This window comes from Kovacikia sp. CALU 1929 (genome assembly GCF_056784235.1).
In genome coordinates, this window is sequence record NZ_JBXBCF010000065.1 from 299077 (window position 1) to 312890 (window position 13814).

The 13814-nt window shown below is 50.9% G+C and carries 13 protein-coding genes; 8 read left to right on the forward strand and 5 right to left on the reverse strand.

The genetic code is table 11. The features are described from left to right. Window positions 1–26: 26 nt before the first annotated feature. Genes AC1S52_RS13075 through AC1S52_RS13095 form a run of 5 tightly spaced genes read left to right on the forward strand, consistent with a single transcriptional unit; the run spans window position 27 to window position 4315 of the window. A complete protein-coding gene (locus AC1S52_RS13075; RefSeq protein ID WP_482029453.1) occupies window positions 27–1751 on the forward strand; it encodes a SulP family inorganic anion transporter in 1725 nt (574 codons plus the stop codon). Next, entirely contained in the window at window positions 1748–2137 is a 390-nt protein-coding gene (locus AC1S52_RS13080) for a hypothetical protein (protein ID WP_482029454.1), read from the forward strand. Before AC1S52_RS13075 ends, AC1S52_RS13080 begins: the two co-directional genes overlap by 4 nt. A gap of 34 nt (window positions 2138–2171) precedes the next feature. Continuing rightward, a complete protein-coding gene (locus AC1S52_RS13085) occupies window positions 2172–3431 on the forward strand; it encodes an anaerobic sulfatase maturase (RefSeq protein WP_482029455.1) in 1260 nt (419 codons plus the stop codon). A gap of 28 nt (window positions 3432–3459) precedes the next feature. After that, complete coding sequence (locus AC1S52_RS13090; protein WP_482029456.1) at window positions 3460–3873, forward strand: DUF1622 domain-containing protein; 414 nt, start codon at window positions 3460–3462, stop codon at window positions 3871–3873. Window positions 3874–3895: 22 nt separating this feature from the next. Then, a complete protein-coding gene (locus AC1S52_RS13095) occupies window positions 3896–4315 on the forward strand; it encodes a YidH family protein (RefSeq protein ID WP_482029457.1) in 420 nt (139 codons plus the stop codon). 166 nt (window positions 4316–4481) lie between these two features. Here AC1S52_RS13095 and AC1S52_RS13100 read toward each other — a convergent pair whose 3' ends face one another. Continuing rightward, complete coding sequence (locus AC1S52_RS13100) at window positions 4482–4628, reverse strand: hypothetical protein (RefSeq protein ID WP_482029458.1); 147 nt, start codon at window positions 4626–4628, stop codon at window positions 4482–4484. A gap of 228 nt (window positions 4629–4856) precedes the next feature. On the opposite strand from AC1S52_RS13100, the gene AC1S52_RS13105 reads away from it, so the two are divergent. Beyond that, the gene (locus tag AC1S52_RS13105) at window positions 4857–5018 is read left to right on the forward strand and encodes a hypothetical protein (RefSeq protein WP_482029459.1); all 162 of its coding nucleotides are present in this window, start codon (window positions 4857–4859) and stop codon (window positions 5016–5018) included. Window positions 5019–5029: 11 nt separating this feature from the next. On the opposite strand, the gene AC1S52_RS13110 is transcribed toward AC1S52_RS13105, so the two are convergent. Both AC1S52_RS13110 and AC1S52_RS13115 read right to left on the reverse strand, forming a co-directional pair. Next, on the reverse strand, window positions 5030–6514 hold the full coding sequence (locus tag AC1S52_RS13110) for an arylsulfatase B (RefSeq protein WP_482029460.1): 1485 nt from the start codon (window positions 6512–6514) through the stop codon (window positions 5030–5032). Window positions 6515–6609: 95 nt separating this feature from the next. After that, complete coding sequence (locus tag AC1S52_RS13115; RefSeq protein ID WP_482029461.1) at window positions 6610–8289, reverse strand: iron uptake porin; 1680 nt, start codon at window positions 8287–8289, stop codon at window positions 6610–6612. A 263-nt stretch (window positions 8290–8552) separates the two neighbouring features. Here AC1S52_RS13115 and AC1S52_RS13120 point away from each other — a divergent pair, with 263 nt between their 5' ends. Beyond that, a complete protein-coding gene (locus tag AC1S52_RS13120) occupies window positions 8553–9548 on the forward strand; it encodes a helix-turn-helix domain-containing protein (RefSeq protein ID WP_482029462.1) in 996 nt (331 codons plus the stop codon). A gap of 625 nt (window positions 9549–10173) precedes the next feature. Then, on the forward strand, window positions 10174–11007 hold the full coding sequence (locus AC1S52_RS13125) for a tryptophan-rich sensory protein (protein WP_482029463.1): 834 nt from the start codon (window positions 10174–10176) through the stop codon (window positions 11005–11007). Here AC1S52_RS13125 and AC1S52_RS13130 read toward each other — a convergent pair. Then, window positions 10967–11929 (reverse strand): 50S ribosomal protein L11 methyltransferase, encoded by a 963-nt coding sequence (locus AC1S52_RS13130; protein ID WP_482029464.1) that lies wholly within the window; start codon window positions 11927–11929, stop codon window positions 10967–10969. The genes AC1S52_RS13125 and AC1S52_RS13130 overlap by 41 nt on opposite strands. A 254-nt stretch (window positions 11930–12183) precedes the next feature. Then, the gene (locus AC1S52_RS13135) at window positions 12184–13785 is read right to left on the reverse strand and encodes an RluA family pseudouridine synthase (protein WP_482029465.1); all 1602 of its coding nucleotides are present in this window, start codon (window positions 13783–13785) and stop codon (window positions 12184–12186) included. Window positions 13786–13814 lie beyond the last annotated feature (29 nt).

Genomic DNA, 13814 nt, shown 5'->3' on the forward strand with positions numbered 1-13814 from the left:
GTCCCCTTAGAAAAACCCGTCCTTCAATGGCGAATCTCACTCCCCTTTCCCGTCCGCGATCGCAACCAGGTGCTTTACAGAAGTTCCTGCCGATCGCGGCATGGTTACCCCACTATCCCCGTGCGGGGCTGCGATCGGACTTAATCGCTGGGTTGGCAATCTGGGCGTTGACTGTGCCGCAAGCCCTGGCTTACGCCGGAATTGCGGGGGTACCTGCGGTAGCCGGACTCTATGGCATCCCGCTGGCGATGATTGCCTACGCTTTTCTGGGCACCTCCCGGACGTTGAGCGTGGGTCCCGACTCCGCCACGGCTTTACTCTCTGCCACCACGATCGCCGCCTTGGCTGCCGCCAATACGAGTGAGCATGTCAGATTGACAGCAGTGCTGGCGATGCTGGTGGGGGGATTCTTTGTACTGTTTGGGCTGCTGCGGCTGGGCTGGGTAGCTAACTTTCTGGCAACCCCCGTACTGAAGGGATTCACTCAGGGATTAGCCGTCATCATCATTCTGGGACAGATCCCGAAACTGCTGGGCATTGAAGGGGGCAAAGGCTATTTTTTCCGGCAACTCTGGGCGATTTTGACCCGCTTGCCCCAATCCCAGCCGATGACGGTAATGGTCGGGGCGCTCAGTTTGCTGCTGTTGTTTGGCTTGCCACGGTTTGCACCAAAAGTCCCGGCTTCCCTTGTGACCGTGATTGTGGCAATTGTAGGGGTGTCTCTGTTTGATTTGGAAACAAAAGGCGTGAGCGTCGTCGGTACACTCCAAACCGGATTACCACCTCTGACGCTGCCAAACATTTCCCTGGCGCAACTGCAAATGCTAATTCCCGGTGCATTAGCGATCGCCCTCGTCGGCTATGCCGAATCAATTGCCGTCGCAAAAACCTCCGCCGAAACCACAGGGGAAGAGATCAATTCCAATCAAGAACTGATCGCGTTGGGCGCGGCGAATCTGGGGGCTGGCTTGAGTTCCGGCTTTGTCGGTATGGGTAGCCTGTCGAGGGGTTCGGTGATTTTGGCAGCAGGGGGGCGCAGTCAGGTGGTGTCGCTGGTCAATGCGGTGCTGGTACTCTTGACGCTGCTGGTGCTGATGCCACTGTTTCGCAACCTGCCCCAGGCAACCTTAGGCGCACTGGTGATTGCTGCGATGGTGCGATCGCTCAAGCCCGCCTATGTCCAGCAGTTACGGCGCATCCGGGTGGAAGAGTTTCGGCTGTTTCTAACGGCTTTTCTGGGGCAGTTGTTCCTGGGTGTGTTTCCGGGCATTGCCCTGGCTGTGATTTTGTCTTTACTCCAGCTCATCCGGCACGGCAGCTATCCCCCTACTGCCGTATTGGGCAAAATGCCTGGAAAAGAAGTCTATCTGGATCGAACCCAGCATCCCGATGTCGAAACCATTCCCGGTCTGCTGATCTATCGCTTTGATGCTCAACTGGCGTTTGCCAACGCGCCCCATTTTGTTGATCAACTCCGAAGCTACATTGCCGAGTCTGATTCTCTGGTGCAACAGGTGCTCATCAGTGCCGAAACGATGAACGATATCGACACGACGGGCATTGAGCAGGTAATCAAATTGCATCAGGAATTGAACAAACAAGGAATCAGGCTGACATTTGCCCGTGTGCATAGTCGAGTCCGGGGCATGCTGAAACGGTCGGGAGCGGAAGCGGCGATCGGCACTGACCATTTCTATGAATCGATCGCTGATGGAATTGATGCCTTTTTGCGTCGAGAGGAAGAATCGTGATCAAAACACTGCTCAGTCTGGCATCTGCCATCGAAATTCTCACCGGTTTAGCCTTGATCATCGTTCCTTCCGATGTCGCTTGGCTACTGCTAGGCGATGGAGCTTCTGGCACCGGGATCGAGTTGGGTCGGGTAGCTGGCTGTGGTTTGCTGGCGTTGGGATTGGCTTGTTATCCGCGATCGTCCGACATTAAAAGTTTTGCTTCAGCCGTTGTAGGAATACTCACTTACAACATCCTGATCGCGATCTACCTCATTTACTTAGGAATCGACGGTGTAGGGGTCGGCATATTGTTGTGGCCAGCGGCGATTTTCCACACAGTCTTGCCCCTCCTTCTCATCTATGCCTGGTTCAAGGGTAAGTCTCCATTGACCTTTAATCAGTAATCCCCGTTCCACAAACACCTACGCAAGATTCGCCATGCTTACACTCCCTAAAAACGCACCGCCCGCCTTTCACCTCCTGGCAAAACCCACCGGAGCGATCTGCAACCTGGACTGCCAGTATTGCTTTTTCCTGTCCAAAGAGCAGCTCTATCCTGGCAGTAAGTTCCGAATGGCAGATGACGTGCTGGAGACGTATATTCAGCAACTTTTAGCCTCCCACCAAACGCCTGAAGTAACCGTGGCATGGCAGGGTGGAGAACCGACACTGATGGGATTGGAGTTTTTTCAGCGTTCTATTGCCCTGGTAGAAAAGCACAAAAAACCAGGTCAGAAAGTCACTCATACGTTGCAAACCAACGGCACCAAACTTGATGATGACTGGGGACGTTTCTTTAAACAACACAATTTTTTAATTGGCTTAAGTGTCGATGGTCCCCAACCGTTGCATGATACCTACCGGGTTGATAAACGTGGCAGAGGTAGCTTTGAGCAGGTGATGCAGGGCTGGAAAATCCTGAAAAAGTACCAGGTCGATTTCAATATTTTGTGTACGGTGAATGCGGCAAATGGCGATCGCCCCTTAGAGATCTACCGCTTTTTTCGGGATGAATTAGGGGCTGAATTTATTCAGTTTATTCCCATCATCGAACGGGTGAATGATGATGGTTCCACCTTGATCCAATCGGGTAAGCGGGTGACGGAGCGATCGGTGAAACCAGAGCAGTTTGGTCAGTTTTTGATCGGTGTGTTTGATGAGTGGGTACGGCGGGATGTGGGCAAGGTTTTCATTCAACATTTTGATGCGGCATTGGCAAATTGGGTCGGCGTGCAACCCGGTGTATGCATCTTCTCTAAGACCTGTGGTAACGCCTTAGCCTTGGAACATAACGGCGATCTCTATGCCTGCGATCACTTCGTGGAACCCGACTATAAATTGGGCAATATCCAAGAAACTCCCATGATCGAGTTAATCGCCAGCGATCGCCAGCGTCAGTTTGGTCAAGCGAAGTTAGATACCCTGCCCCAGTATTGCCTGGACTGTGAGGTACGGTTTGCCTGCAATGGCGGTTGTCCTAAAAATCGCTTCATCGAAACCCCCACCGGAGAACCCGGTTTGAACTACCTGTGCGTCGGATACAAAGCCTTCTTCACTCATATTGATCAACCGATGCGCATGATGGCAGAACTGCTGCGCCAGGGACGCTATGCTGATGAGGTTATGCCCCAATTGGCTAAAAAAGAACGGCAGGCTAAACAACCTGCTGGCTTTGGCAAAGTTCCGGCGTCGCAATGAATACAGTTGGCTCAAAAATGGATAATTTATGGAATATTTGGAACATCTTCTAGCTAATTTGGCAGGGGGCTTAAAGTTAATTCTGGAGAGCATCTCCATTCTCTGCGTTCTGGTTGGTCTGCTCAAAACCGGGCAGTTAGTCTTGAGACAAAATCAGCGACGGTTTTCGTTCGATCGCAGATTACCCCAAAACCTTTCCCCCGATCTGGCAAACATCAGACTCAACTTTGGTCGTTGGTTATCTTTAGCATTAGAATTTCAACTTGGGTCGGATATTGTTAATACAACGGTTGCACCATCCTTTGAGGCATTAGGAAAATTGGGAGCAACCGCACTCATTCGGACTTTCCTAAACTTCTTTCTCTCCAGAGAACTGGCTGAAGAAATGGCAACGACGAAGCAAATCGATCAGGTGCCACTCATCAACCCAAAAGAGAATTAATCAAAAAACCTTGGTGAATCCTATGCAACCACTCCCTGAAGACTCTGCTGAACGAGAACCCTATAACCTCAACAATGAATTGGCAAAGGAACGGACCCGTGCCGCCGCCGATCGTACTTTAATGGCATGGATTCGTACATCCCTTTCCCTGATTGGGTTTGGGTTTGGTATCCCAACGATTGTGAAGGCGATTGAGGCGACCCGTGCTGGACAGTATATTGACCCCCACCGCTTTTCTACCATTGTGGGGTTAGCCTTCATTAGTGTGGGGATGTTTGGCATGGCTGCGGCATTAAAAGGACATCGCCACATGCTGAGACGACTCCAGGGCGATCGCTATACCTACGAAAGCTCAAATACGGCTGAGATCGTCAGTATCGCTCTGATCTTAATTGGTTTTGTGAGTTTTATGGGAGTTTTAGTCAGGGCACTCAATCTTTAAGGATTGTGGATTAAACAACTCCGAATTCTTAGGTGCCTCGAATGATTGGTGCGTACTGGACGGGTTACCTATCCAGCGAACTTCTGACTACATCTACAGGCAAGGTCAGCCACACGATTCCCTACTCCCCACTCCCTACTCCCCGTCTTTGCTGTGGTCTACGCATTTAAAGACTGCTGTAATACTCCCGATGCAGATCTGTTTGATTCAATATCGCGATCGCCAGCACTGGGATAGGAGCATCCGGACATCCGCGTGGCGGGTCAGTGTGAATGGCTCGATTTAGCTCGCTCCAGTTGGTATTACACGTCACGGTAACGGACGGTCAAAAGCTGCTGGTGCTGAGTTCGAGGTTGTCTGCCGTCGCTGATTGGGGTCGTTAGCTGGCTCCGCATCCAGACCTTGCATCGTCCTTCAAGGTTATTTGCAAGTCCGAAATCGCCCAGCAGATTGTTGGTTAAGGCAGTGGTTTGAGTGTTATTTGCAATTGCGAAAGCACCCAGAAAGTAGTCAGTGAGGGCAATGGTTTGAGTTTGGCCTGTTGATTGCGAAAGCAACCAGAAGGGTGTCGGTGAGGCGTACTGGGGGCGATCTGTGCGCCCCTCAGCTAACCCGTCATGGCAGCGGATTGACGGGCGATCGTTGGGGCGTTTCGAGTCGTCTGCAACCGCTGACCTTAGTCGTTAGACCTTATCTTTTTTGATAAAAACGTTATTATGGCTGATTCTTGACCTCCTCTGCTTCTTCGGGCGTTGCAACAGACGAGAAAATGACGCTCTTGGCAGCACTGCCTGCTTCTTTCAGAAAGAGTGGTGCAACAGCCTCACGAGACTTCTGCTCGATTTGTTGTTGTAGCTTGGACACTAGCTCGGGTTGCTGATCCGCAAGGTTATTCTTCTCTGAAGGATCTTTTGCCAGATTGAAGAGTTGCACCTGGGAGGGCAGCACAACTCGCCACACCAGTTTCCAATCGCCCTGACGCAGAGCCGCACGGAAAGGCTCGATGCCGTAAACAACCTCATTGCGGATAGCGATCTTACCTCCAGTTAGAGCAGTCCAGATGTTCATGCCATCGAGTGGTTTCTTCGGATCAGACTTTGCGCCCGCAAGACTTGTCAGCGTCGGATACCAATCGACAATGTGCATCGGTTGGTTGACCACGGAAGCGGGCTTGATGCGTCCTCGCCAGTTCGCCAGGGCAACTACGCGAGTGCCGCCTTCATAGTTGGATGCTTTGCCATCGCGGAACGGACCATTGTCAGCAGGAATCGTGCCACCAGAGGTATCCACTTCGCCTGTGAATTTTGCCGATCGCGGTCCACCATTGTCGCTCTGGAACACAATCAGGGTATTGTCCCGCATCCCGCGTTTGTCCAGGGCTGCCAACACCCGTCCAATCTCGTCATCCATTGCCGTAATCATAGCGGCGTAGGCACGACGATTGGGATCGGTGATGGATTTGTAGCGATCGAGATACTCCTGTGGGGCTTGATAGGGCGCATGGGGGGCGGTAAATGCCAGGTACAGAAACATGGGTGTTTGGGGATCATGCTCCTGGATTAACTTAGCTGCATCTTGCCCCAATAGGGTGGTGACATAGCCCTCTTCCTTGACGAGTTGGTTATTGCGATACCAGTCTACTGTTCCATGCGCCGAATGGGTAAAGTAGTCAATTTCGCCCAGAATCGGACCGTACTGGTGATCAAACCCACGTTGAAGGGGCCAGTATTTGCGCTCGGCATGTCCCAGGTGCCATTTACCCACGATCGCAGTCTGGTAGCCTACTTCTTTCAACGCCTGGGGCAACAACCATTCGTCGGTTGCCAAGCCATAAGTACCCGCTGAGGGAATCACGGCAGTTTGGAGTCCGTAGCGGTAGGGATATCGCCCCGTCATGAGTGCGGCTCTGGAAGGTGTACACATGGGATGGGCATAGTATTGTTCTAGGCGTGCTCCGGTTTGTGCCAGGAGATCGAGGTTGGGTGTTTTGATATCAGAGCCGTGGAACCCGACATCTTTCCAGCCCTGGTCATCCGACAAAATGTAGAGGATGTGAGGACGAGGTGGTTTCTGCTGCGCGATCGCAAATGGCATCCATCCACGCATCCCTAAAAACAGCACCACAATGAAGGTAATCAAAATTCCTACGCCTTTAGTCATCAGACGTTTTTCAGGAATTGCAGTGAGGAAGAATTTCATGGTTATTTTTGAGCACTATATTGAATGGCACAAATGACAGATCTGGGGATGGCTGACTTGGTCTTTGGCAAACTGTCACCTGAGCCGGGGAATTGCTAAAACTTAAATGTCATGCGAAGGGTCGCAATCACTTCATCTGGATTGCTGTTGTCCTGATTCGGCGCGGTTAACCAAATCAGACCGGGTGTAATCGAGATATTGTCATTCAATCGCCAACGGTAGAAGGCTTCGATATGAAAGGGGATATCTGTTTCAAATGATTGAGGATTGCCATCTTCATAGTCATTCAAGTATGGTTCAGCCCCCACGACAAGTCCCAGTAGATTGCCTTTGCGACCCAGATCTGGAAAGGCAAAGGTCAGCGCATAGTTGAAGATCTCACCTTCGCCATCGTTGATTAAGCGGGCATAGGTGGCTCCAAACCAACCACTCAGGACAAAGCGGGGACTGAATTGATAAGTCGCCTGCACCCCATATGAATTACTAATCACAGGTTCGGTGTCAAATAGCCGTCCAGTGGTGAACCGAGTTTGCCCCGCTAATGTGTTGGCAACGGCAGTTCCCGCTACGCCAAGAGCATTGTAGTTAAAGCCAAACCGTCCCGGAGGAAAGTAAGCGTTGATGTAGGTTCCGGCAAGGCTGAACTGCTGACTCGGACTCCAAGTGAGTTGCGTGATCGCCGAATACCCGCCACTAAACAAGCCGCGTTCTGGATTACTGACTCCAAACCCGTCAGCCAAATAACCCGCCGAAAGCCGCAATTGGGGACTGAAGAAGTAATTTAAACCAATTCCACTACCTGCACCCAAAGCATAGATCGCATTGCGTTCACCAAACACAGAAATCGCCCCGGTGCCGCCATCATTATCGTCCAGCAGTGGGTTCAGGGTGGGCGCGATCGCGTACAACGGTAAGAACCCACCCCCTGCCACCGAAACCAACAACTTGGGGCTGACAAACACGTTATAGGCGATCGCCAATGCCGTGAGTTGACTGCCAGTATTTGCCCCAAACTGAGAGGCTAGGGTTCCCTCTGCACTGGGAATCGTAATCCCGCCAACCGAAGTACCTGGCAGGGGAAAACCAACGCCCAGTGTTGGCACATTTCCGGCAATGAGACTCGTGACCAGCAGATCACGACCTGTGAAACTGGTTTTCAAGTCCAGATTGGTGCGATACTGCAACACAGGTTCCACATTTCCGCCACTGCCACCAAACACATCAGATACCGCAAAGATCGCAGTACCGCTCAGCTTGGTTGTCATCGAAAACTGTTGTTTCTCCAATGTTGCCGTCCGCACCTCTAGTGCACCGACGCGACCCCGCAGGGATGCCAACTCAGCGGCAAACTCTTCTTGTAGCCTTTTAACAACTTCTAAATCTTCTTTTTTGACAAAATCAGCAGTTGCAGCAGCAATGAGTTCTCGAATCTTATCCAAACACGCATTCAATCCAGCTACGAATTCATACCGAGTCAGCGATCGATTACCGCGATAGGTTTTATCTGGGTAACCCACAATGCAAGCGTACCGTTCGACTAATGACTGTAAGGCTTGAAACGCCCAGTCAGTTGGCTGCACATCCGTCAACTGAGAAACAGATGTGATTTGGCTCATCTCGTCAGAAGTGGCATTTAAAGACTGGAAATCGGTAAACGTGTTCTCTAGAGCCAACGATTGCGCCGGGGGTGTAGATGCAGTGAACTTGCTGTTCTCTGAAGTTAACTCAGATGCTTGGGTCGGGAATAGGGCGATCGCGCTACACCCAAGCATCATTGAGCCAAAAAACACTAAGCTCCAGTATCGAGTCCACACGTTCTTCCACTCCTCATTTGCAAAAGGCTCCATCTCAACCAAGATTGATCCGGATAATTCCCTATTTGGAAAGAGTAGAGGTAAATTAGAACATTGAATATCCAAGGATTGCAAGTTTACAAAATTTAGCTATCAAGGGTCGCTTACATAAGTTCAACAATAGTAAGAATTGAAAACATTCTCGCTGGAAAGACTGTCAGAAATACTTTCGTCTGGTGATGTCTATGGACTCCGCTGAGCCTTTAAGCATAGAACCTCTCAATGCCTCCTCAGCAGGTATCATCAACTGTCGCAGCTTTGGTGATATCGATGAGTTTGCAGAATTTCTACCAGAGGATGTCAGGCTGACTCAGTTGGAAGCTCAACCTTTTGCTTGCAATTCGAGAGTTCTTTGCTTTGAGACAATGCAGTTTAACTTCAATCATGTTAACAGCAGGTTGTATGCATTTGGAGGCAAATGCTCAGGCTTTTTAACGTTTACCTTGATCCTGCATGGGCAGGGACAACCAGCGATTGCAAATAACCGTTTGGTGACTGAAGATTTTTTATTTGGGTTTGATCCACATCGAGAAGCAAATTTGGTATTTCCAGGAAACTCTACCCATTGCGCTATTCATGTTCGGCAAGATGTGTTTGAAGCCTGTGCCGAAGCGATGGATCGATTGGATTTAAACACAAAGTTTTTGGTAATGAATTATGTCTACATACCTGAGTCTCTATCACCTTTGCGAACGTATTTGAATCAACTGCATGATTTGTTGCACCAGCAGTCCTCATTACTCTACAAGCTAAGTTTTCAACAACTGATTTTCCGAGATTTTTTGCCTCTACTCATCACCGCACTACCTGCACAGCAAGAACCGTTGAAGTCCTCTGCCAAAGTTTTTCGGCGATCACACCTGGTTAAACAAGCCAATGACTATATGCAAACCCACATCGACCAACCACTGACGCTTATGGATTTGTGTCAAGCTCTGGGAACGAGTAGTCGTGCCCTCTGCTATGGGTTTCAGGAAATTTTCGGGACCAGTCCAATGTCTTACTTGAAAACGCTACGGCTGCAAAGTGTCTCCCGTGCTTTGAAAGCGGCTAACCCAAGCCAAAAAACTGTTACAGACATTGCATCTCAGTTTGGCTTTTATCACCTGGGATACTTTGCTCATGATTATCATCAGATGTTTGGCGAACTACCCTCAGCAACGTTGAAACGGAACAAGTAGATTCTACTTTTCAGGTCTAACAAAGCCCACACACACTGACCGCCAAGCAGTCATCTGTTGGAATCCACAGGTTATCTGTCAGGCACTACCAGGGCTTTTCGTTCTTCAGTCCCAACGGTGCTGACCGGCTGGCTAAAAAATCCCGTTCTACCTTCAATTGCCCAATCTGCCGATACAACTCATTGATTTGGGCTAGCTCTCTCATTGGCTTTCGTCGACTCGCTCCCCTTCTCAAACAGACGGCTGGCTTCCTCCAACACCTGTCGGTTCCCGTTGTTGATCATCGTCGGCTCCACTTCGTACTAGCTGGTCAACTCCGCCACCGTTTTCTCGCCTCGGATGGCTTCTACGGCGACTTTGGCTTTGAATTGAGTGCTGTATTGTTTACGTTTGTGACTCATGAACTCCTCCTACCAGCTTGAGGGCTGTTCAGAGCTTAACCTCCTGTCCAATTTTTGAGGACCACCTCAGTTCATCAACTTGGAGAAGAACATCCTCTAAAACTAGAGGGTAAAAATGTCCTGCAATCTTCAAATTTGCAGGTACATAAAAATATCCAACTGAGGATGGGTGTTTTTCTCTAGAATGCAGGGGAGTATCAGTATACTTATCCTGCTGAATGGCTATGAAATCAGATACACAAACTTCTAGTGTTGGAACCCTATTGGCGATCGCCACTCCCATCGTTGTCATTGCCACGATTGTATTTAACACCCTATTTAATTTGAATCCCCCAGGCGGGGCGAATGTGGGTGAACTTGCCAATACCCTGCTTCAAGGGGTGCAAATCATTCCTGCAAACTATGCCTTTTCAATTTGGGGCTTGATCTATGTTGGCTTGATTGCCTACAGCATTTATCAGTTTCGCCCTGTGCGCGAAGGAGACAGAATCCTACGAAAAGTAGATATTCTGTTGATTATCGCTTCCATTGCTCAAATTGCCTGGATTTATTTATTTACCCTGCGTCAGTTTTGGGAATCCGTCTTTGCAATGCTGGCGATTTTGTTTCCACTGATCTGGATTTATCTACTACTGGATATTGGCAGAACGCGGATAACGCGATCGCAGAAATGGTTTGTCCATATTCCCTTTAGCGTTTACCTGGGCTGGATTTCGGTGGCAACGATCGTCAATGTTGCGGCGGCTCTATACCGCACAGACTGGGATCGGGCGGGTATCAGTCCAGAGGCTTGGACAGCCGGGATGATTGTGGTGAGTGCAATTATTGCGGCGATCGCCACCTTTCAACGGCTGGATCTTGCCTTCACGCTGGTCTTTGTCTGGGCATATGTGGCGATCGCCATTCGCCAATTTGATGAGCCTGCCATCTGGATGACGGCGGCGGTAGCAGCGATCGCCTTACTGGCATTCCTGGTATTCAGCAGCATCAGACGAAGACCACTGCGGGCGAGAACGTCTAATCCTTCAGACGATGAGCGAGTGCGATCCACTCATTGAAGCGTTCACAGTCCACCGCTTCAAATCCGGCTTCGGTGAAAGCGTTATTTAGTTCGGTTTCGTAGTCAGTGGTGAACCCGGAGGTGATTAACAGTCCGGTACTGGAATCTGTCTGACGCAACGCTTTTCGGTAGTCCTGGGCAAGGGTCATGTGCATTCGTCCCAAAATGTTGGCAGCAATCACATCAAAGGTGGCAGTGGGTTCAATTGTAGGCACCGCCTCGATCGTGTTCAATCCCATCCAGTGCCCCATTCCGCTTCCCTGTCCCAGGCTCCCTTCCATCACCGTTACTGGCTGATCAACCCCATTTCTGACAAGGGCATCTTGGGTTGCCTCTACCGCGAGGCGATCGTTGTCGAGGGCAAGGACGGTTGCCCCCAGTTTTGCCATTGCCACACTCAAAATTCCAGAACCACAGCCCAGATCCAGGGCATGCATTGGGGCTGCCACGTATCGTTCAATCAGCTTCAGGATCAGGACGGTTGCCGGATGTAAGCCACTGCCAAAGGAAAGCGTTTTCCCTAGCTGGATAGGAATTTCGGTCGATGACTCTGATGGGTAGGACATGTCAGGGGGCAGTATCGCAAATCGGTTGCCAATCCGATGAATCAGAGGAACTGCTGAATCGGTGGGTTTCTCTTCTACAACCGCGATTTGCAGGGCAGAGGTCAAGCCAGTGCGGCATAGGGAAGAAAGCAGATTGGACACATTGTTCAGGCGAGTATTTGCCTCTGCATCATCTGGTAAGTAGAACCGCAGGGTAAATGCCCATACTTCATCCAGATGGGGCGAGGAAACTGGTTCCGCAGGAGAGTAAGCAGTTACTTCAATCGCGTGAATGTAATCCGTTGCAGAAAGTTGAGTTTTGACCCAATCCACTGCCTCGTGGGTGGCATTCAGACTCAGTTCTAACCATGCCATGATCCAATTCCTTGAAGCGGATTACCTTGTTCCCACGCTTTGCCTGGGAATGCTGTTTGGGAGGTTCTGCCTCCTTGCCCTACCTTACCGTAGGGCGTTGCTGATTTTGGGTATGAATTAGGAGTTGTATGAACTGAAATTCCGTTCCAATTCATATTGCTATTCAGCACCACTTACCTTAGAGGCAGAGCCTCCTGGCTTGCGTTACAAGGTAGAGTCTTGTAACGAGGAAAACGAGGGAATGATTCAATGGCTTAGAAGGGGGTTGCTGTTTTGAGATGGAGCCATTGGTTGGATTGGGGATGGGCAATCCAGAGTTCCCTGGCGTGTAGATGCAATCGGTTGGTTGCGCCCTTACCTCCATACAGGCGATCGCCCAAAATGGGAGTTCCTAATCCCTGCTCAGCCGCCGCATGAACTCGAATCTGGTGGGTTCTTCCCGTTAACGGAACCCATTCCACGCGAGTCAAACTAGCTTCCCTGGCAAGCACCTGAAACTGGGTCGTGCTAGGCTTGCCACGCTGCCAGTCCACTTTCTGGTAAGGGCGATCGCTGGGGTCTGCCCAGAGCGGCAGTTCAATCACCCCCGATTCTGGTTCAACCACCCCGGTAACCATTGCCTCGTAGACCTTGCGCACCTGCCGCGCCTGAAACTGGTGGCTGAGCTGGCGATAGGTCTGCAAGTCACGGGCAAACAGGAGAATCCCAGAGGTGTCCTGATCCAGCCGATGCACTGCCATCAGCTTTATGCCATCGGGGAGGAGAGCGCGTAACCGATTCAGGGCACTGTCCTGGCGATCGCGGTAACGACCGGGCACCGAAAGCAACCCGGGGGGCTTCTCAATCGCAATCAACCATTCATCTTGATAGACGATGGGAAGGGCGATCGGAGTAACCGTCTGGTCACTCCGATCCACCAATCCTGACAGCAGGAATCCCATCAATGGCTGACACCGTTCTGCACACGCCCCGTAGAATTCTCCCGGCACCTTATCACCCCTAACACCGGGCGGTCCCCACCAAAACTCTGCCATTGCCAACGGTTTAAGGTGATGGGTTGCGGCATAGTGGAGTAACTTGGGGGCACAACAGTCGCCAGTCCCCGTCGGCATCGCTCCTCCGATCAATTGCTGCAACGGAAGGGACAACCCGGCAAAATTGGTCAACCAGTAGTGGGCGTGCATTTCAGCCTGAAGTTGGCGGGATGCCTGTTGGCGCTGTTGCTTTAAATCCCGCATACGTCCATCTGCCTGGTCAATCACCTGTTTCAGCGGTTGCAATACCTGATCTCGCTGCCGCTTCAAGTCTCGCCGTTCCATACCATCCCGGCGGCTCTGGTCGTCAAGTGACGCAAGCGCGGTTGCTAAAGCTTCTCCAGTCAGGGTGGAAAGTAACGTCTGACGTTGGTGCTGGCGTTCCTGTTTGCGTTGAGAGTGCTGGGTAGAAAGCTGCTGTAGGTGAACTTCAGACTCCCTGGACAGATCGGCATAGCGCGATCGCTCTGGAATTTTCTGCAATACCATCAGTTCTTGCTTAAGTTCCTCCAACCGTGCCAGAGTGCGGGTTTCTTCCTGCTCAATCTGTTCCCGTCCCGGAATCGGCGGCACCCATCCCTCAACCTGACTCTTGCCCTGTAAAAGTCCAGAAAACGCCTTCAGAACTTCCTTCTCACCCGATGCCGTTTCTACCAGCAACACCCCATACATCTTGCCTTCAGCAGCATACTGCCCATCCGCTGCCAGGTCTTGCATCAGAGCCTCTGCGATCGCCTCTACGAACCGAGTCCGAGGCAACTGAACCCACTCACCCGTTCGAGGACAGCGCCCCCTATACCAGTAAGTAGGCGGTGAATCCAATGACACTCCACCAATTATCGACACTCCAC